A 15163-nucleotide genomic window follows, 5' to 3' on the forward strand; every position below is an offset into this window, starting at 1 on the left:
CAACATGCATGCGCAATCCGTTGCACCGCAAGGCATCGCCGATGAAGCGAAGACCTCGCCACTGCAGGTTCTGACGCTGGTTCTCTGCTTTCTCGTCGTCGCCGCCGATGGCTTCGATGTCGCGTCGGTCGGCTATGTCGCGCCGCTTCTGAAATCGGCATGGTCGCTGACACCAGCGCAGCTCGGGCCGATCTTCGGCGCGGGCCTCTTCGGCCTTACGGTCGGCAGCTTTCTCTTCGGGCCGCTCGCGGATCGCATCGGCCGCAAACGGGTCATCGTGATCTCGCTGATCCTGTTCGGCCTCGGCAGTCTTGCCTGCGCCTACGCGCCGTCGGCGGGATGGCTCGTCGCGCTGCGCTTTCTGACCGGCGCGGGACTCGGCGGCGCGATGCCCAACTCGATCACGCTGTCCTCCGAATTCAGCCCGCCGCGCGGCCGAGCGATGCGCGTCACGCTGATGTTCTGCGGCTTCACGCTCGGCCTCGCGGGCGGCGGTGCGGTCGCGTCGCTGCTGTTGCCCACGTTCGGATGGCAGGGCGTGTTCGTGTTCGGCGGCGTGTTTCCGTTGCTGCTCGCGCCGGTGATCTGGCTGTGGCTGCCCGAATCGATCCGCTTCATGGCCGGCAAGCCGCGCTATGCAAAGGAAGCGCGCCGCACCATCGAACGCCTGACCGGCGATGCGAATACGCCGATCGACAGCCTCGCGCCCGAAGACGCCAGGCGCGAGGACGCGCAACAAAGCGTGATCGGCACGCTGTTTTCCACGCGTTATCGCACGGGCACGCTGCTGTTGTGGATCGCGTTCTTCTGCACGCTGTGGGTCTACTACCAGGTCAGTAGCTGGCTGCCGACGGTGATCACCAGCGCGGGCATCGACGCCTCGCATGCGGCGCGTGTCGGCGCGATGCTGCCGCTCGGCGGCACGCTCGGATCGCTCGTCAACGCGCGGCTGATGGACCGGATGAATCCGTTCTTCGTGCTGTCCGGCTCGTATGCGATCGCGGCGGTGTCGATCGCGCTGATCGGCGTGGCGATCGGCGAGCCGTTCCTCGTGTACGTCACGGTGTTCATGGCGGGCTTCGGGCTGTCCGGCGCGCAGACCGGCGCAAACGTGCTGGTCGCCGGCTTCTACACGACGGCGGCGCGCGCGACTGGCGTGAGCTGGGCGCTCGGCGTGGGCCGCATCGGATCGATCATCGGTTCGATGACGGGCGGCGTGCTGCTCGCGACCTTCCATTCGCTGCCGGCCGCCTTCGCGCTGTTCGCGGCGCCCGTCGTCATCGCCGGACTGGCGATGCTCGCGAACGGCTGGGTGTATCGGTCGCGCGCCTGAACATTTCAATTTTCATTCGATAAAGGATCAAGACATGCGGTTCGTGAATTTCATCAGGGAAGGACAAGCGACGCTCGGCGTGCGCGATGGCGACGATGTACGCGTGCTCGGCACCGAGCCGCTGGAATCGGTGCTGGCGCGCGGCGTCGATCTGAACGAGTGGGCTCGCGCGAACGCCAGCGAAGAGAAACTGCCGATGGCGGGCCTTCGCTTGCTGCCGCCCTTGCAGCGCCCGCCGAAGATCATCTGCGTGGGACTCAATTTCGCCGATCACACGAAGGAGAGCAACTACGAGCAGCCCGCGTATCCGACGCTGTTTCTGCGCGTGAACACGAGCCTCGTCGCGCACGATCAGCCGATGATCCGCCCAGATGTAGCGGACTCCGAAGGACTCGACTACGAAGGGGAGATCGCGGTGGTGATCGGCAAGGGCGGGCGTCATATCGCAAAGGACGATGCGCTCGCCTGCGTGGCGGGTTATTCGCTCTTCAACGACGGCTCCGTGCGCGAATATCAGTTCAAGACGCCGCAATGGACCGTGGGCAAGAACTTCGATGCGACCGGCGCGTTCGGCCCCGATCTCATCACCGCCGATGAACTGCCGCCGGGCGTCAGGGGCCTGCGGCTGGAAACGCGCGTGAACGGCGCAGTGGTTCAGTCCGCGAATACCGACGAGCTGGTGTTCGACGTGGCCTCGCTCATCAGCATCATCAGCGAGGCGATCACGCTCGAAGCCGGCGATGTGATCGTGTCCGGCACGCCTTCGGGTATCGGCTGGGCGCGCACGCCGAAGTTGCTGATGAAGGCGGGTGACGTGTGCGAAGTGAGCGTCGAAGGCATGGGCGTGCTGCGCAATGTCATCGCGGATGAACCGGCGCGCTGAACCTCGGGAGGCGATCATGGCTGCCGTTCATTCGGTCGATCACTTCGCGCTCAACGTGCCTTCAGTCGATGAAGCCGAGCGCTTTTTCAAGGCATTCGGTCTCGATGTAACGCGTGCGGGCGCGCATCGAGACGAACTCGAACTGCGCGCCGCCGATGGCTGGCGCTGGGCGCGCGTGCTGCCCGCGGCGGACAAGTCGCTGGCGTATCTGAGCTTCAACTGTTTCGAGCACGATCTCGCAACGATTCGCGCGCAAGCGCAACACGCAGGCGCGCGATTTGTCGATGGCGACGAGGGCGTCTGGTTCCGCGATCCCGATGGCAATCTCATTCAGGTCAAGGCGGGAACGAAGACGAGTCCGTCATCGAAGACGCCGCATGCGGTCATGGGCGCCGCAGCGGACGAGCGCGGCAACTGCACGCGTTCCGAGGTGAAAGAGGTCAGGCCGAACCGCCTTTCGCACGTGCTGCTGTTTTCGCCGGACGTGCTGCGCGCGGTCGGCTTCTACGGCGCGGCGCTGGGCCTGCGCCTCTCCGACCAGTCGCGCGACGTCATCGCGTTCACGCATGCGCCGTACGGCAGCGATCATCACCTCGTCGCGTTCGCGAAGAGCAGCGCGCGCGGCTGGCATCACGCGGCGTGGGACGTAGATGACGTGAACCGCGTGGGCGAAGGCGCAGCGCAGATGGCGGCCGCCGGCTACACGAAAGGCTGGGGCACGGGACGTCATGTGCTCGGCTCGAACTACTTCCATTACGTGGAAGACCCGTGGGGATCGTTCTGCGAGTACTCGGCGGATATCGATTTCGTGTCGGCGGGACACGCGTGGCCTGCGGGCGATTTCGCGCCGGAGGATTCGCTCTACCTATGGGGACCGCCCGTGCCGGAGAACTTCATACACAACACCGAAGCATAGGCATCGCTAAAAACATAAAAGGACGGAGACATGAAACGCAAGATGATGGCGGGCGCTGCCGCGCTTTCGCTGTGCTGCGGCGCGCACGCGCAAAGCAGCGTCACGCTGTACGGGATTCTCGATACGGGTATCGAACTCGTCACGCACGCGGGACCGACCGACGACAAGGTCGTGCGGATGCCGGGCATCACCGGCTCGCTGCCCTCGCGCTGGGGAATGCGCGGCGTCGAGGACCTGGGCGGCGGATATTCGGCGATCTTCACGCTGGAGAACGGTTTCAACGTCCGCTCGGGCGACGTCAATCAGGGCGGCCGCCTGTTCGGCCGGCAGGCGTGGGTCGGCGTGTCGAACCGTTTCGGCACGCTCAGTTTCGGGCGGCAGTACACCATGTCCTACTGGGCCATCGTCGATGCCGATCAGCTCGGACCGGATATCTACGGTGGCGTCGGCTCGCTCGATTCATACATGCCCAATGCGCGCAGCGACAACACGGTCGCCTATAAAGGCACCTTCAGCGGCGTCACGATAGGCGGCACGTATGCGCTCGGCCGCGATTCGGCCGGAACGGGCAACTCGCCCGGACAGGGAACCTGTGCGGGTGCGATTCCCGGCAACTACAACGCATGCCGGCAGTGGTCGGTACTCCTGCGCTACGACGCGAATGCGTTCGGCGTCGCGGCGTCTTACGACGAGCAGCGCGGCGGCCCGGGCGCCGCCGCGAATCTCTTCAACGGAACCGCGCCGATTGCGCTGACCAACAGCGGCGACAAGGACGCCCGCACGCAATTGAACGGCTATATCAAGCTCGGCCAGCTGAAAGTGGGCGGCGGCTGGCTCGGACGCCGCGTGCAGACGGTGTCGCCGACGCTCGCCGATGTGCATACCGACATCTTCTATCTCACCGGCACGTACTTCGTCACACCGGCGATGTTCGTCGATGGCGGCGTGTATCGCACCGTCGACACGGCGCAGGACACGCGCGCGACGCTCGCCGCGCTGCGCGGCACCTATCTGTTGTCCAAGCGCACGGGCGTCTATCTGCAAAGCGGGTATGTCTTCAACAGCGCGAAGGCGCGCTACACGCTGAGCCAGGGCGGTCCGGGCACGACGCCGAATGCGGGCGTCGGTCAACTCGGCGTGATGGCGGGCATCCGTCACTCGTTCTGATCGAGCGGACCGCGCGCGTCGCGATCCGCTCTGCTTCGACATCGAACCTCAGAACGCGACGCGCGCGCCGGCCGTCAGGCCATATGCGGTCCGGCGAGCCGCCGCTTCGCCTTCGACATGCGCGAACAGATGACCGTTCTTCGACACCCGCAGCGTGCCGTCGAGACCGAGTTGCCCGAACACGCGCCCCGAATGCGGCGAAGTCGTCGTGAGGCCGAGTCCCGCCAGGTTCGCGTCGACGCTCGGTCGCGTGAGACTGCCGGCATCGACGCCCACGGCCGCCGTGAAGCGGTAGGTCACGCGCTGCGCGAGCGGGTCCTGCACACGCGAGCCGCCGGCAAGCCCCGTCATCATGCGCACGCCGTTGCCCGAGTAGCTGTCGAGCGACAGCGCCGCAGGCGAGGCCGAGCCTTCCGAGCTCGCGTCGCGCGACACGTGCTGGTAGATCGCCCGGGCGAACGGCTCCAGCCGCTGCGTGCCGATGTCCACCGGCAGGCGCACGCCCGTGGCGGCGAGCACGTCGCGGCCGTGCGTGCCGCTGGTCAGCCCGGAGGTGGCGCCGAGGGCGTCGGCATGATGCGTGTCCCAGCTTTGCGCGCCATAGCCGAGCGTGCCGTCGAGCAGCACGCGGCCGAGCGCATGCTGCCCGTACACGAAGCCCATGCTTTCCTCGATCGCGCCGTTGCCCGCATCCGCCGACACGTTGGTCTGCGTGTAGGCGAAGCCGACGCCCACCTTCGTCGTGGCGTTGCGCACGATATCCGCGCCGGTCGCCACCTGGTTGTCGCGTGAGGTGAAGCCGGAGGCGTGACTGTCGCTGGCCGAGGTGTTGTTGCCGTGCGTGACGTTCGCCCAGAGCGTCTGACCGTGGTCGATGCCGCCCGTCGCGATGTCCGACAGATGCGACGCGACCTGTCCCTGCACGCCGAGTGCCGCGCGCGGCGCGGCTGCTGCCATGTCCGCGTGGATCTCGCCGGAGAGCGTCTTCGCTACCGGCCCGATCTGCGCCGCCTGCGCACCGGCCACCCCATAGATCAGCTGGCTCTGCAGCGCGGACGCGCTGCCCTTGTCCTGCGCGCCCATGATCGTGTCGAGCAGCGCGGCGGCCGCGCGCGCGTTGTCGTTTTCCGCCGCGAGCGTCGTCGCGTAGGAAACCGGCGTCACGCGCAAGTCGATGCTGTTGCTGCCGTTCATGTCGTAGAACGCCTGCAGGCGCGTGCCCGCCCGCAGCCCGTCCGAAGGCTGCGCGAGCGCGTCGAAGCGCCCGCTGATGCCGCCCTCGGCCGTCACGATGCGGTAGGTATCGCCGAGACTCGGCACGAAGGTATTGGTCGCGTCGCCGGTGATGCCGCGCAACAGCGGCGCGAGCGTGCCCGCGGCGATGAACGGATGATTCGCGCCGAACACCAGCAGTCGCGAATAGTTGCCTGCGCCCGTGCCGGTGCCCGTTCCGTCGATGTCCACCTCGAAGGTGCTGCCGGGGTTCATCGTCACCGTGCCGTTGACCGCGAGCGTGCCCGGCGAGTTGCCGGGCGCGAGACGGCCGCTCACCGAGAGCGCGCCGTCGATCGCGCCGACGCCGCGCAGCGTGCCCGCGGCGAGCACATCGACCGCGCCGGTGATCGAGCCGTTCGCGCGCAGCGTGCCGGCCGCGACGCATGCGCCGCTCGCGAGCGACGCGGAGCCAGCGATGGTGAGCGCGCCGCCGCCGGACTTGTTCAGGCAGGCGGTGCCCCCGGCCGACGCGATGGCGCCCGACAGCACGGCGCTCGTGCCCGCGGCGACATCGACCGTGGACGCGCCGGTCACGATGAGCTGCTGGGCGGCGGTGAGCGAGGCGGTCGTGCCGAGCGTGGCGCCGTTCAGCACGATCGCGCCGCTGCCGAGCGACGAGCCGTTGCCGATCTGCACCGTGCCGCCATTGATGAGCGTGCCGCCCGTGAAGGTGTTCGCGCCGCTCACCGCGAGCGTGCCCGCGCCGTTCTTCACGAGGCTTCCCGTCCCGCTGATCGGGCCGCTCGCAGCGAGCGTGACGCCAGTGAGCGTCGTCAGCGAGGCGCCCTCGGCGCCGATGACGATCGCGCGCGCCGTGTCCATCGACTGCGTGACCGTGAGGTCGCCTCCGTGGAACGTGAGAGCGCCCGCCGCTGCGCCGAGATTCGTATCCGAGGCGACATTCAGCGAGCCGCCGGCGAGCGTCGTGCCGCCGCTGTAGGTGTTGTTGCCGGCGAGCACTTCGGTGCCGCCCTGCACGCGCAGCCCGCCCGTGCCGGAGATCGTCCCGTCGAAAGTGCCCGCGGCGTTCGAGAGCGACAGCGTGCGCGCGCCCAGCGCGACCTGGCCGCTGCCGGAAAGCGACGTGACGGCCGTATCCGCCGCGAGGCCCGAGATGTCGAACATGCCATCGTTCGACACGCCCGAGGACGCCGCGATGCTGCCCGCGCCCGCCAGCGCGAGCGTCGCGCCCGCGCCGATATGCGTCGCGCCTGTGTAGGTGTTCACGCCCGTGAAGGTCACGCTGCCGCCGCTCGCATTGTTGACGATGCTGAGCGCGCCGGGCGCGCCGCTCGCGGCGTCGGCGATCACGCCGGAAAACGTCGACGTCTGGCCGTTCTGGTCGATGGTGCCGCCGGCCGCGCCGATCGAGAGCGCGCTTGCGACCGTCGCGCTGTCCACGCGCAGCGTGCCGCCGCTGAACACGGGGTTCACGCTCGTGCCGAGATTGCTCGACGAGAAGTACGGCGTGCTGGTGTCGATGTCGGAAGGAGGCACGCCGCCCGTCGTCGCGACCGCGTTGCCGGTGAACGTGCCGGGCTTCGAAGCGACATAGAACACCGGACTGACCGAGGTGTCGTTGTAGTTGAAATCCGCGAAGCCGATCGTATAGGTGCCCGTGGCGCCGATCGTGAAGCTGGTGATGATCCACTGGGTCGTGCCGTAGCTGCCGAGCACCAGCGTGCTCGCCTGCGCGGGCACGTACGTCGGCGACGCGCCGTTGAGCGCCAGAATGCCGACCTGCTGGGTGCCCTGGCCCGCGACCGAGAACATGACGCCGTCATTGAAGGGCTGGTAGTCGTTCGCGGCATACGCCCACGCGAAGGAATAAGTGCCCGCGGACAGCGTGAACTGCTTGTAGATGTAGCCGTAGTTCGTCGTGCCGCTCACGAGATTGCTGATGCTGCCCGGCGTCAGCCCGAAGCTCGCTTCCACGGTTCCGACCTGGTTGTATCCGCCGCCCGGCGTGATCTTCGCCATCTGGTCGCCGACCGCCGGCGTGAGCGAGTAAGGCTGGCCGCCCACGGTGAAGGCGTTCGTCGTGCTGAGCACGGCGACGGAGCCGGATTGCGTCCAGCCCGTCAGGCCGTTCGAGAAATCGAGGAAGGTCGAGGCATGCGCATTGACCGGCAATGCGCAGCAGAGAACGCCGATACCCGCGGAAACGGTCTTGCCGCACACCTTGACGATGCGGAATACCTGATGCTGCACACTCATGAGCTGCCTGTTCAGTTGATTTTGATTGACGTCGTCGGGCAGCCGCGCTGTCGTGCCCGTTCTCCGGGTCATTGACGGCAAATTTTTTGAAATATTTAGTGAACACCTAGGAAATATTCGGCGCGCCGCTGAATGGCACGCTCGTGCTGCTCGGCCGCTGAAGACTGCAGACCACGCCGAATTGAGCTAGCGTGTCGAATCCTTATCGACTCTCTGACAACAACGCCCATGTCCCGACCGCTTCAAATCGACTTCGTGTCCGACATCGCCTGCCCGTGGTGCGCCGTGGGCCTGGCTTCCCTGCAACGCGCGCTGGCGCGCCTCGGCGATGAAGTCGATGCGCATATCACGCTGCATCCGTTCGAGCTGAATCCTGACATGGGTCCGCAGGGCGAGCGCATTGTCGATTACATCGGCCGCAAGTACGGCCGCACGCCCGAGCAGATCAAGGAGGCGCAGGCCGTGATCCGCGAGCGCGGCGCGCGCGAAGGCTTTGTTTTCGGCGAACGCAACCGGGTCTACAACACGTTCGATGCGCATCGGCTGCTGCACTGGGCGCGCATCGAAGGCAGGCAGTTGCCGCTCAAGCTCGCGCTCCTGGGCGCGTATCATGGCGAGGGCAAGGACCCGAGCGATCGGAACGTCCTGATCGAAGCGGCCCGAAGCGTCGGCCTCGACGGCGACAAGGCGCGCGAAATTCTGGAGAGCGGCACGTATGCCGATGAAGTTCGCGCGGAAGAGCGCGAGTTTCAGCAATTGGGGATTCAGTCCGTGCCCGCGATCATCCTGGACCGGAAGTTCCTCGTGAGCGGCGGTCAGCCGTCCGAGGCGTTCGAAGAAGCGATACGTAAGGTCATCGGCGAGCAGGCGTAAGAGGCGTGCGTCGCCGAGGCCTTCGGAATCAATCGACGCGTGGCGTCACGAGTTCGCCGTCGATCGCTTCGACGGGCAGCTTCGTCAGGCACAAACCCGGCGCGCCGACCGCACACCCCGACGCGAGGTCGAAACGCAGGCCGTGCGCCGGGCATTGCAGCACGTGGCCGTCCAGCCGGCCATTCGCGAGCGATGCGCCGTTGTGCGGGCACGAGTTGTCGATCGCGTGAATGGCGCCATCGATATTGAACAGCACGACGCTGCGCCCGTCGATGAATGCGATCTTGCGCGAGCCGGGTTTCAGATCGTCGGCGCGGGCAAGCGCCATGTTCACCGCCACGATTTCAGGTCTCCTGACGGTGTATGCGCGTCCATCCAGTCATACGGTTCGCGGGTTCGTCCCCACGCCCAGGTTCGCGCCGCCGATGCCGACGTTTCCCTTGCGCGCCGGCTCGTGTTTGAATCCTTCTGCTCGACGATAGTGGCGACTTGCGTCGACGATGCGGTCTGTACGTGATCTGACATTTGCAGGGTTCTCCATCAAAGGGAAGCGGATTGGCGTGGGCGTTCGTCGCAGAGTTCGGCGATCAGTTCATCGGCGAGCGGCCATTCGCCGTGCCCCGACGCGGGATTCAGATGGCCGGCAGCGCCGATATCGACGAAACGGCTGCCCCACGCGTGCGCGAGTTCCTCGACGCGTTCGATGCGCGCCAGCGGATCGTTGGTGCTGGCGGCGACGATGCTCGGAAACGGCAAACGCGCGCGCGGAACGGGAAGCCATCCTTCCCGCTGCAGGATGTCCGGCGACGGGTAACCCGGCGGCATCGGCGCATCGAAATCGGGCGGCGTCGCGAGCAGGGCGCCGTGAATCTGCCGTGTGTGGCGCTGCGCCCAGTGCACGGTGATCATGACGCCCGCGCTGTGCGCGACGAGCACGACCGGTCCGTCGATTTGCGCCAGCGCCGCATCGAGCGCGGCGACGCGGGCCGCGCAGCTTAGCTTGTCGTGCTCCAGCGGCGGCACCGAGCGCGCACGGGTAAGCCTGCGTTCGAGCAGGGTCTGCCAGTGATCGTCAACATGATCGCGTAGTCCCGGAACGATCAGGATCGTGGGCGTCGAGTTGGATTGCATGATGCTCATACGTGCAATGAAGGCTTGTTGTTCGCGGCCTGACCGCGCAATGCGTCGATGCGGCTCAGATCACGCACATACCTCGCGCGGCCGATGGCGAACGCGAGCATCGCCGCCAGACTCACGAAAGGAATGACCTGCAACGCACCCAGCAGGCCGATGCGGTCGGCGATCATGCCGGTGACGAGCGGACCGGGCGCGAGGCCGAGCAGGTTGTTAGCGAGCGTCAGCGTCGCGAAGGCGGACGCATGGATCGCCGATGGCGTGAGATTCGCCACCATCGCCCCCGCCGGTCCGGACGTGCCCGCCACCACCAGGATTCCCGCCCCGAGCAGCACGAGTTGCAACGGGCCGGCGTCGAGCCTGAAGCCGACGGAAAGCAGCACGAGCGAGATCAGGCAATAGGCCAGCGCCGTGAGCCACTTGCGCGAGGGCGCGTGTCGGCAGATGCGGTCCGTGATGACGCCGCACGCGACCATGCCGAGCCCGCCCAGCAGCACGAAGACCGCGGCTCCCGCGGCGGCCTTGTCCGCGGGCATCGCGTAATAGCGATTCAGAAAGCTCGGCATCCACGCGATCACCGCGCCCATGATGAAGAGCTGCAATCCGCTGCCGACATAGGCGCAGACCACCGAGACCGTCGAAAAGAGTCCTGCGATCAGCGCGCGCAGGCTCGTGCGCATGCCTGCGGCTTCCTCTCTGGCCGCCTGGCGATCGGGAAAGCGCGCCGCAATGCGCGCGTCCGACACCACCAGCCGGTAGACGATCACCAGCACGATGCCGAAGCATGCCATCGCGCCGAACGACGCGCGCCATCCGAGATGCACGGCGACAAAGCCGCCCAGCGCCATGCCGAGCACCGAGCCGAACGCGCCGCCGGCCATGAACGCGCCGGTGAGCGTCGAGCGCAGATGCGGCGGAAAAATACTGAGAATGAGCGCGATGCCCACACTTCCGTACGCCGCCTCGCCGAGACCCACGAAGGCGCGCGCCAGCAGCATTTCGCCGTAGTTGGTGGCGATGGCGCAGCCGAGCGTGGCGAGACTCCAGAGCGTCGCCATGATGATGAGGCTGCGCACGCGGCCCCAGCGGTCCGCCAGCACGGAGAGCGGGAAGGTCAGCACGCCGACCATCAGCGCCACCACGCCGCTGAGCGAACCCAGTTGTGTGTCGGACAGACCCCAGGCCTGTTTCAGCAGCGGAAACACCGCGTTCAGAACTTGTCGCGACATATAGTCGGACAGCAGCAGTCCGAAGGTCAGTGCGAATATGATCCACGCGTATTTGCGTGATGTGGCCGTGGGCGCGGCGATGTCGCGCGCGTGCGGCCCTGTGCAGTCGATTTGCAAAATTGTCTCCTCCGATGTCCGGCGCTGGCTTCTGCGAGCCGTTCGCGCCTGAGAGTGATAGCCGGGCTTCAGGCCGCGCGCAGGGGAAGGTTGACCTGGCCCGCCTTGCGGTTCGGCGCCATGCCCATTTGCGCGAGCGTCTCGTCGGCGTCCTTGTATTGCACGCCGATCTTGTAGATCTCGCGCGCTTCCTTGCCGCTCGCGATTTCGCGGCCCAGTTCACGCGCGACGCGCACGCACTGCTCGATCTGCTGCACCGACGTCATGCGGTTGCCGTGCTGATCGATGATCGTGTCCTCGATGCCGCAGCGCGGATGCAGGCCCATCGACATCGCCATCATGTTGAACGGCAGCACGTTCTTCAGCAGCGACTCGGCCGTCAGCGTGCAGCCATCCGGCGCGCGGTGGACGAAGTTGAAGAAGTTGAACGGGTTCGGGCCGTCGAAACCGCCACCGATGCCGATCCACGTCAGATTCAGCGGACCCGTGTAGACGCCCTTGCGCACGAGGCGTTCGAGCGTTTCCAGCGCATGGATGCCGGTGAGCTGGAAATGCGGCTGGATGTTGGCCGCCTGCAGTCGCCTGAGATGCTCCTCGACCCACGCGGGGCCGGCCGGAACCGTCATTTCGCTGTACGCGGCCATGAACGCCGGATTCGAGAGCGAGGTGCCTTCCAGATACTCCGGATACAGCAACTCCATGATGTTCATCTGCGTCGTGTTGATCGCGACGGTCACTTGGTCGGGCTTCGGATCGAGATCGGCGAGCATGTGACGGGTATCGTCGGACAGCCACTTGGCCGCCTGACCGTCGTTTTCCGGCGCGAACGAGATCGAGCCGCCCACCTGAATGATCATGTCCGGCACCGCCGCGCGCACACCCGCGATCAGTTCGTTGAACTTCGACAGGCGCTTGGAACCCTTGCCGTCCAGTTCGCGCACGTGCAGATGCAGCACGGTGGCGCCCGCCTCGTAGCAGTCGACGGCCTTCTGGACCTGTTCTTCCATGGTGACCGGAATGTCTTCGGGGAAGTCGGCGGGCATCCATTCGGGGCCGTACGGCGCGACCGTGATGACGACCTTGTCCTGGTTTTCGGGGTGCAGCGAATCGTCGAGGAATTGCATGGGGTGCTCCAGCGTAAATAGGATCGATGTATGTAAGGCGCGATGATCAGTAAGGCGCGTCGCCGATGATCCCGGCGCGTTCCATCTTGCGATGGCACGGCGGGTAGTCCATGACCGCGTAATGCTGCGTGCTGCGGTTGTCCCAGATCGCGACGCTGTTCTTTTTCCAGCGCCAGCGGACCTGGTGTTCCGGGATGTACGCCTGGCTGATCAGGTAGGCGAGCAACTGGCCCGCGCCCGGATTGGCGTCCTGGCCGAAACGCACGCGCTCAGGCGTGTGATAGTTCGTGAAATGCGTAGTGAACGCGTTCACGAAGAGCGTCTTCTCGCCCGTCTCAGGGTGCGTGCGCACGACCGGGTGTTCGGCGTCGGGAAACTGCGCTTTGAGCGCGAGCCGCTTTTCGACCGGCATGGCGGCCCCGAAGCTGGCCTCGATGCTGTGGCGCGCGCGCAGATCGGCGATCTGCGTCTTGATGTGCTCGGGCAGGTTCTCGTAAGCGAGGACCATGTTCGCCCAGATCGTGTCGCCGCCGACCGGCGGACATTCGACGCAGCGCAGCACGCAGCCGAAAGGCGGCGCGGCGCGCCAGGTGGCGTCGGTATGCCATGCGTTTTCGTAGCGGTCGTTGGGCTGGTCGGGATTCTTGTAGATACGCACCAGACCCGGATGCTCGGGATCGCTCCCGGCGACCGGATGATCCTCCAGCTCGCCGAAGCGGCGGGCGAACGCGACATGGTCGGCGCGCGTGATGTCCTGATCGCGCAGGAACAGCACGCGATGCTTGAGCAGCGTGGCGCGGATTTCCGCGAACAGGCCGTCGTCGTGCACCGCGTCCGCGAGGTTCACGCCGCTGAGTTCGGCCCCGATGGAGCAGGTAAGTTGTTCGACGCGCATGATGTGTCTCCTCACACGACGAAAATGGATGAACCGGTGGTCTTGCGCGCTTCGAGATCGCGATGCGCCTGGGCGGCATCCTGCAGCGCATAGCGCTGGTTGATCTCGATGCGGATGCGCCCGCTCGCGACGTGCCCGAACAGCTCGTCCGCGAGCGCCTTCTTCTCGGCCGGATCGGCGATGTAATCGGCCAGCGCGGGGCGCGTCAGATAGAGCGAGCCTTTCATCGCGAGCAACTGCGGATTGAACGGCGGAATCGGACCGGACGCGGTGCCGACGCAGACCATCAGGCCGCGGCGGCGCAGCGAATCGAGCGACGATTCGAACGTGTCCTTGCCGACGCTATCGAACACGACGTTCACACCGGCGCCGTCCGTCAGTTCCCGCACCCGTTTCGCGACGTCTTCGTGGCTGTAATTGATGACGTGGTCGCAGCCGTGCGCACGCGCAACTTCGGCCTTCGCCTCGCTCGACACCGTGCCGATCACCGTCACGCCAAGCAGGCGCGCCCACTGCGACACGATCAGGCCGACACCGCCGGCTGCCGCGTGCAGCAGGATCGAGTCGCCTGCCTTGAACTCGTGAATGCGGCGCATCAGATAGGACGCGGTCAGGCCGCGCATGGTCATCGCGGCGGCGGTGGCGCATTCGATGCCGGCGGGCAGCCGCACGAGCGCGGCGGCTGGCGCGAGGCGTTCGGTGCTGTACGCGCCGAGCGTGTTGATGAAGCCAGTGTAGGTCACGCGGTCGCCCACGCTCACCTGATCGACGCCTTCTCCGATGGCCTCGACCACCCCCGCCGCTTCCACGCCCATGCCGGCGGGCAGGGGGACGGGATAGAGGCCGGAGCGGAAGTACGTATCGGCGAAATTCAGACCAACGGCCTCGTGACGCAGGCGTACCTGTCCGGGACCGGGCATCCCGACCGCGACTTCTTCCCATCGCAATACTTCGGGACCGCCGGTTTCGTGAAAGCGGATTGCATGTGCCATGTGTCTCTCCATTCATGCGCGCGGGCCGTCAGGCTCGCAACGTGTTCAGTGTTGTTTCGCGACCCGGTCGACCGGCGCCGCGGAATTGAATTCGCCGTCTACTTCCGACCAGTCGGCGTAGCTCAGATAACGCCGCGCCGCCGGCAGAATCACGCCCTGTTCGCGGCCCATCCAGTCCCAGGCGAAGCGCGCATAGGCGCTCACGGCCTGTTCGAGAACGTCGGGTATCGGCGTGTCCTGGCCGATCATCCGGGCGAGTTCATCGAGCAGTTCCTCGTCGCGTTGATGCAGGCGCTCGAGTTCGGCGAGTTCGGCATTGACCGCCGATGTGCGCTTGCGCAGGCAGCGGAACAGCGAGGTTTTTGCGCGCGCCCCGGCGCCGCGTGCAGGCAGTTCGTGCAGCCTGCGGACCAGCTCTTGCATCGCCGCCGTGCTCGGCACGGCGTCTCGCTCGCGCGCGGCGCGCAGCGTGTCGAGCCATTCGTTGAGCGTGTCGGCGAGCCTGCGATGCGCGTTCAGGAGCGCGCCGATCGACGCCGCCACTGCGGGCCGCCGGTCCGTGCCGCACGACAGCACGCCGGGCAAGACGCCGTCCGTGGTCATCGCCGCCGCCGGGCTTGCGCTCGTGCAGATGAGATCGCAACCGTGGCGGCGGGCCTGCGCGATCAGCGTGTCGAATGAGTCATCGCCGCTGGCGACGACCGTCGTGCAGGCCACGCCCTGTGCGCGGGCGCCGGCTTCGGCTCGCGCCAGCCATTCGTCGGCGTGCGCGCCGGCCGACGACACCTGCAGAAAAGTGATGCGCGCGCCGATGGCCCACGCGAATTCGGTCGCATGGCCGATTGCTTCGACGCTGGCGTCGGTGTCCTCGACAGGAACGAGTAGATGCTGATACATGGCGTTGTGCGCTGGATTGGGGTGTGTGCCTGAACTCATCTGCATCGTAGTGCAGGGATTGTTCGTGCGACCCTCTCGCGAAGGGAGGGGTTGACGCCCCCCGGTCATTCG

14 protein-coding genes are annotated in these 15163 nt (G+C 66.5%); 5 read left to right on the forward strand and 9 right to left on the reverse strand.

What is annotated here, in order from left to right:
- Window positions 1-4 precede the first annotated feature (4 nt).
- The 4 genes from AWB80_RS29195 to AWB80_RS29210 are packed head-to-tail and all read left to right on the forward strand — an operon-like array spanning window position 5 to window position 4299.
- Window positions 5-1333 carry an MFS transporter gene (locus AWB80_RS29195; RefSeq protein WP_061178163.1) on the forward strand — a complete coding sequence of 443 codons (1329 nt, stop codon included), beginning with the start codon at window positions 5-7 and terminating at the stop codon, window positions 1331-1333.
- Window positions 1334-1367: 34 nt separating this feature from the next.
- Entirely contained in the window at window positions 1368-2216 is an 849-nt protein-coding gene (locus tag AWB80_RS29200; RefSeq protein ID WP_061178164.1) for a fumarylacetoacetate hydrolase family protein, read from the forward strand.
- A gap of 16 nt (window positions 2217-2232) precedes the next feature.
- Complete coding sequence (locus AWB80_RS29205; protein WP_061178220.1) at window positions 2233-3132, forward strand: VOC family protein; 900 nt, start codon at window positions 2233-2235, stop codon at window positions 3130-3132.
- Between the two features lie 30 nt (window positions 3133-3162).
- Window positions 3163-4299, forward strand: coding sequence for a porin (locus tag AWB80_RS29210; RefSeq protein WP_061178165.1), 1137 nt, complete (start codon window positions 3163-3165; stop codon window positions 4297-4299).
- A 48-nt stretch (window positions 4300-4347) separates the two neighbouring features.
- On the opposite strand, the gene AWB80_RS29215 is transcribed toward AWB80_RS29210, so the two are convergent.
- On the reverse strand, window positions 4348-7791 hold the full coding sequence (locus AWB80_RS29215; protein ID WP_160147480.1) for an autotransporter domain-containing protein: 3444 nt from the start codon (window positions 7789-7791) through the stop codon (window positions 4348-4350).
- 228 nt (window positions 7792-8019) lie between these two features.
- On the opposite strand from AWB80_RS29215, the gene AWB80_RS29220 reads away from it, so the two are divergent.
- Window positions 8020-8664, forward strand: a complete 645-nt coding sequence (locus AWB80_RS29220; RefSeq protein WP_061178167.1) for a DsbA family oxidoreductase — start codon at window positions 8020-8022, stop codon at window positions 8662-8664.
- Window positions 8665-8692: 28 nt separating this feature from the next.
- Here AWB80_RS29220 and AWB80_RS29225 read toward each other — a convergent pair whose 3' ends face one another.
- From AWB80_RS29225 to AWB80_RS29255, 8 genes are all read right to left on the reverse strand, one after another.
- The gene (locus tag AWB80_RS29225) at window positions 8693-8992 is read right to left on the reverse strand and encodes a Rieske (2Fe-2S) protein (RefSeq protein WP_061178168.1); all 300 of its coding nucleotides are present in this window, start codon (window positions 8990-8992) and stop codon (window positions 8693-8695) included.
- Between the two features lie 2 nt (window positions 8993-8994).
- On the reverse strand, window positions 8995-9189 hold the full coding sequence (locus AWB80_RS43525; RefSeq protein ID WP_143328152.1) for a hypothetical protein: 195 nt from the start codon (window positions 9187-9189) through the stop codon (window positions 8995-8997).
- Between the two features lie 15 nt (window positions 9190-9204).
- On the reverse strand, window positions 9205-9795 hold the full coding sequence (locus AWB80_RS29230) for an RBBP9/YdeN family alpha/beta hydrolase (RefSeq protein ID WP_061178221.1): 591 nt from the start codon (window positions 9793-9795) through the stop codon (window positions 9205-9207).
- A 5-nt stretch (window positions 9796-9800) separates the two neighbouring features.
- Complete coding sequence (locus AWB80_RS29235; RefSeq protein ID WP_087131671.1) at window positions 9801-11144, reverse strand: MFS transporter; 1344 nt, start codon at window positions 11142-11144, stop codon at window positions 9801-9803.
- Between the two features lie 68 nt (window positions 11145-11212).
- Window positions 11213-12268, reverse strand: coding sequence for a beta-keto acid cleavage family enzyme (locus tag AWB80_RS29240; protein ID WP_061178169.1), 1056 nt, complete (start codon window positions 12266-12268; stop codon window positions 11213-11215).
- A 46-nt stretch (window positions 12269-12314) separates the two neighbouring features.
- The gene (locus AWB80_RS29245) at window positions 12315-13163 is read right to left on the reverse strand and encodes a TauD/TfdA dioxygenase family protein (protein ID WP_061178170.1); all 849 of its coding nucleotides are present in this window, start codon (window positions 13161-13163) and stop codon (window positions 12315-12317) included.
- 11 nt (window positions 13164-13174) lie between these two features.
- Entirely contained in the window at window positions 13175-14155 is a 981-nt protein-coding gene (locus AWB80_RS29250; protein WP_061178171.1) for a quinone oxidoreductase family protein, read from the reverse strand.
- 45 nt (window positions 14156-14200) lie between these two features.
- The gene (locus AWB80_RS29255) at window positions 14201-15052 is read right to left on the reverse strand and encodes a hemerythrin domain-containing protein (protein WP_061178172.1); all 852 of its coding nucleotides are present in this window, start codon (window positions 15050-15052) and stop codon (window positions 14201-14203) included.
- Between the last annotated feature and the right edge of the window lie 111 nt (window positions 15053-15163).

Origin of the sequence: Caballeronia pedi (assembly GCF_001544915.2) — a bacterium.
GTDB classification, from domain to species: domain Bacteria; phylum Pseudomonadota; class Gammaproteobacteria; order Burkholderiales; family Burkholderiaceae; genus Caballeronia; species Caballeronia pedi.

Excerpts from the sequence above, each read along its gene's own strand:
- AWB80_RS29195 (WP_061178163.1), top strand. The coding sequence starts at position 5 with ATGCATGCGCAATCCGTTGCACCGCAAGGCATCGCCGATGAAGCGAAG.
- AWB80_RS29200 (WP_061178164.1), top strand. The coding sequence starts at position 1,368 with ATGCGGTTCGTGAATTTCATCAGGGAAGGACAAGCGACGCTCGGCGTG.
- AWB80_RS29245 (WP_061178170.1), bottom strand. The coding sequence starts at position 13,163 with ATGCGCGTCGAACAACTTACCTGCTCCATCGGGGCCGAACTCAGCGGC.
- AWB80_RS29250 (WP_061178171.1), bottom strand. The coding sequence starts at position 14,155 with ATGGCACATGCAATCCGCTTTCACGAAACCGGCGGTCCCGAAGTATTG.
- AWB80_RS29255 (WP_061178172.1), bottom strand. The coding sequence starts at position 15,052 with ATGTATCAGCATCTACTCGTTCCTGTCGAGGACACCGACGCCAGCGTC.
- AWB80_RS29220 (WP_061178167.1), top strand. The coding sequence starts at position 8,020 with ATGTCCCGACCGCTTCAAATCGACTTCGTGTCCGACATCGCCTGCCCG.
- AWB80_RS29215 (WP_160147480.1), bottom strand. The coding sequence starts at position 7,791 with ATGAGTGTGCAGCATCAGGTATTCCGCATCGTCAAGGTGTGCGGCAAG.
- AWB80_RS43525 (WP_143328152.1), bottom strand. The coding sequence starts at position 9,189 with ATGTCAGATCACGTACAGACCGCATCGTCGACGCAAGTCGCCACTATC.
- AWB80_RS29210 (WP_061178165.1), top strand. The coding sequence starts at position 3,163 with ATGAAACGCAAGATGATGGCGGGCGCTGCCGCGCTTTCGCTGTGCTGC.
- AWB80_RS29230 (WP_061178221.1), bottom strand. The coding sequence starts at position 9,795 with ATGCAATCCAACTCGACGCCCACGATCCTGATCGTTCCGGGACTACGC.
- AWB80_RS29225 (WP_061178168.1), bottom strand. The coding sequence starts at position 8,992 with ATGGCGCTTGCCCGCGCCGACGATCTGAAACCCGGCTCGCGCAAGATC.
- AWB80_RS29205 (WP_061178220.1), top strand. The coding sequence starts at position 2,233 with ATGGCTGCCGTTCATTCGGTCGATCACTTCGCGCTCAACGTGCCTTCA.
- AWB80_RS29240 (WP_061178169.1), bottom strand. The coding sequence starts at position 12,268 with ATGCAATTCCTCGACGATTCGCTGCACCCCGAAAACCAGGACAAGGTC.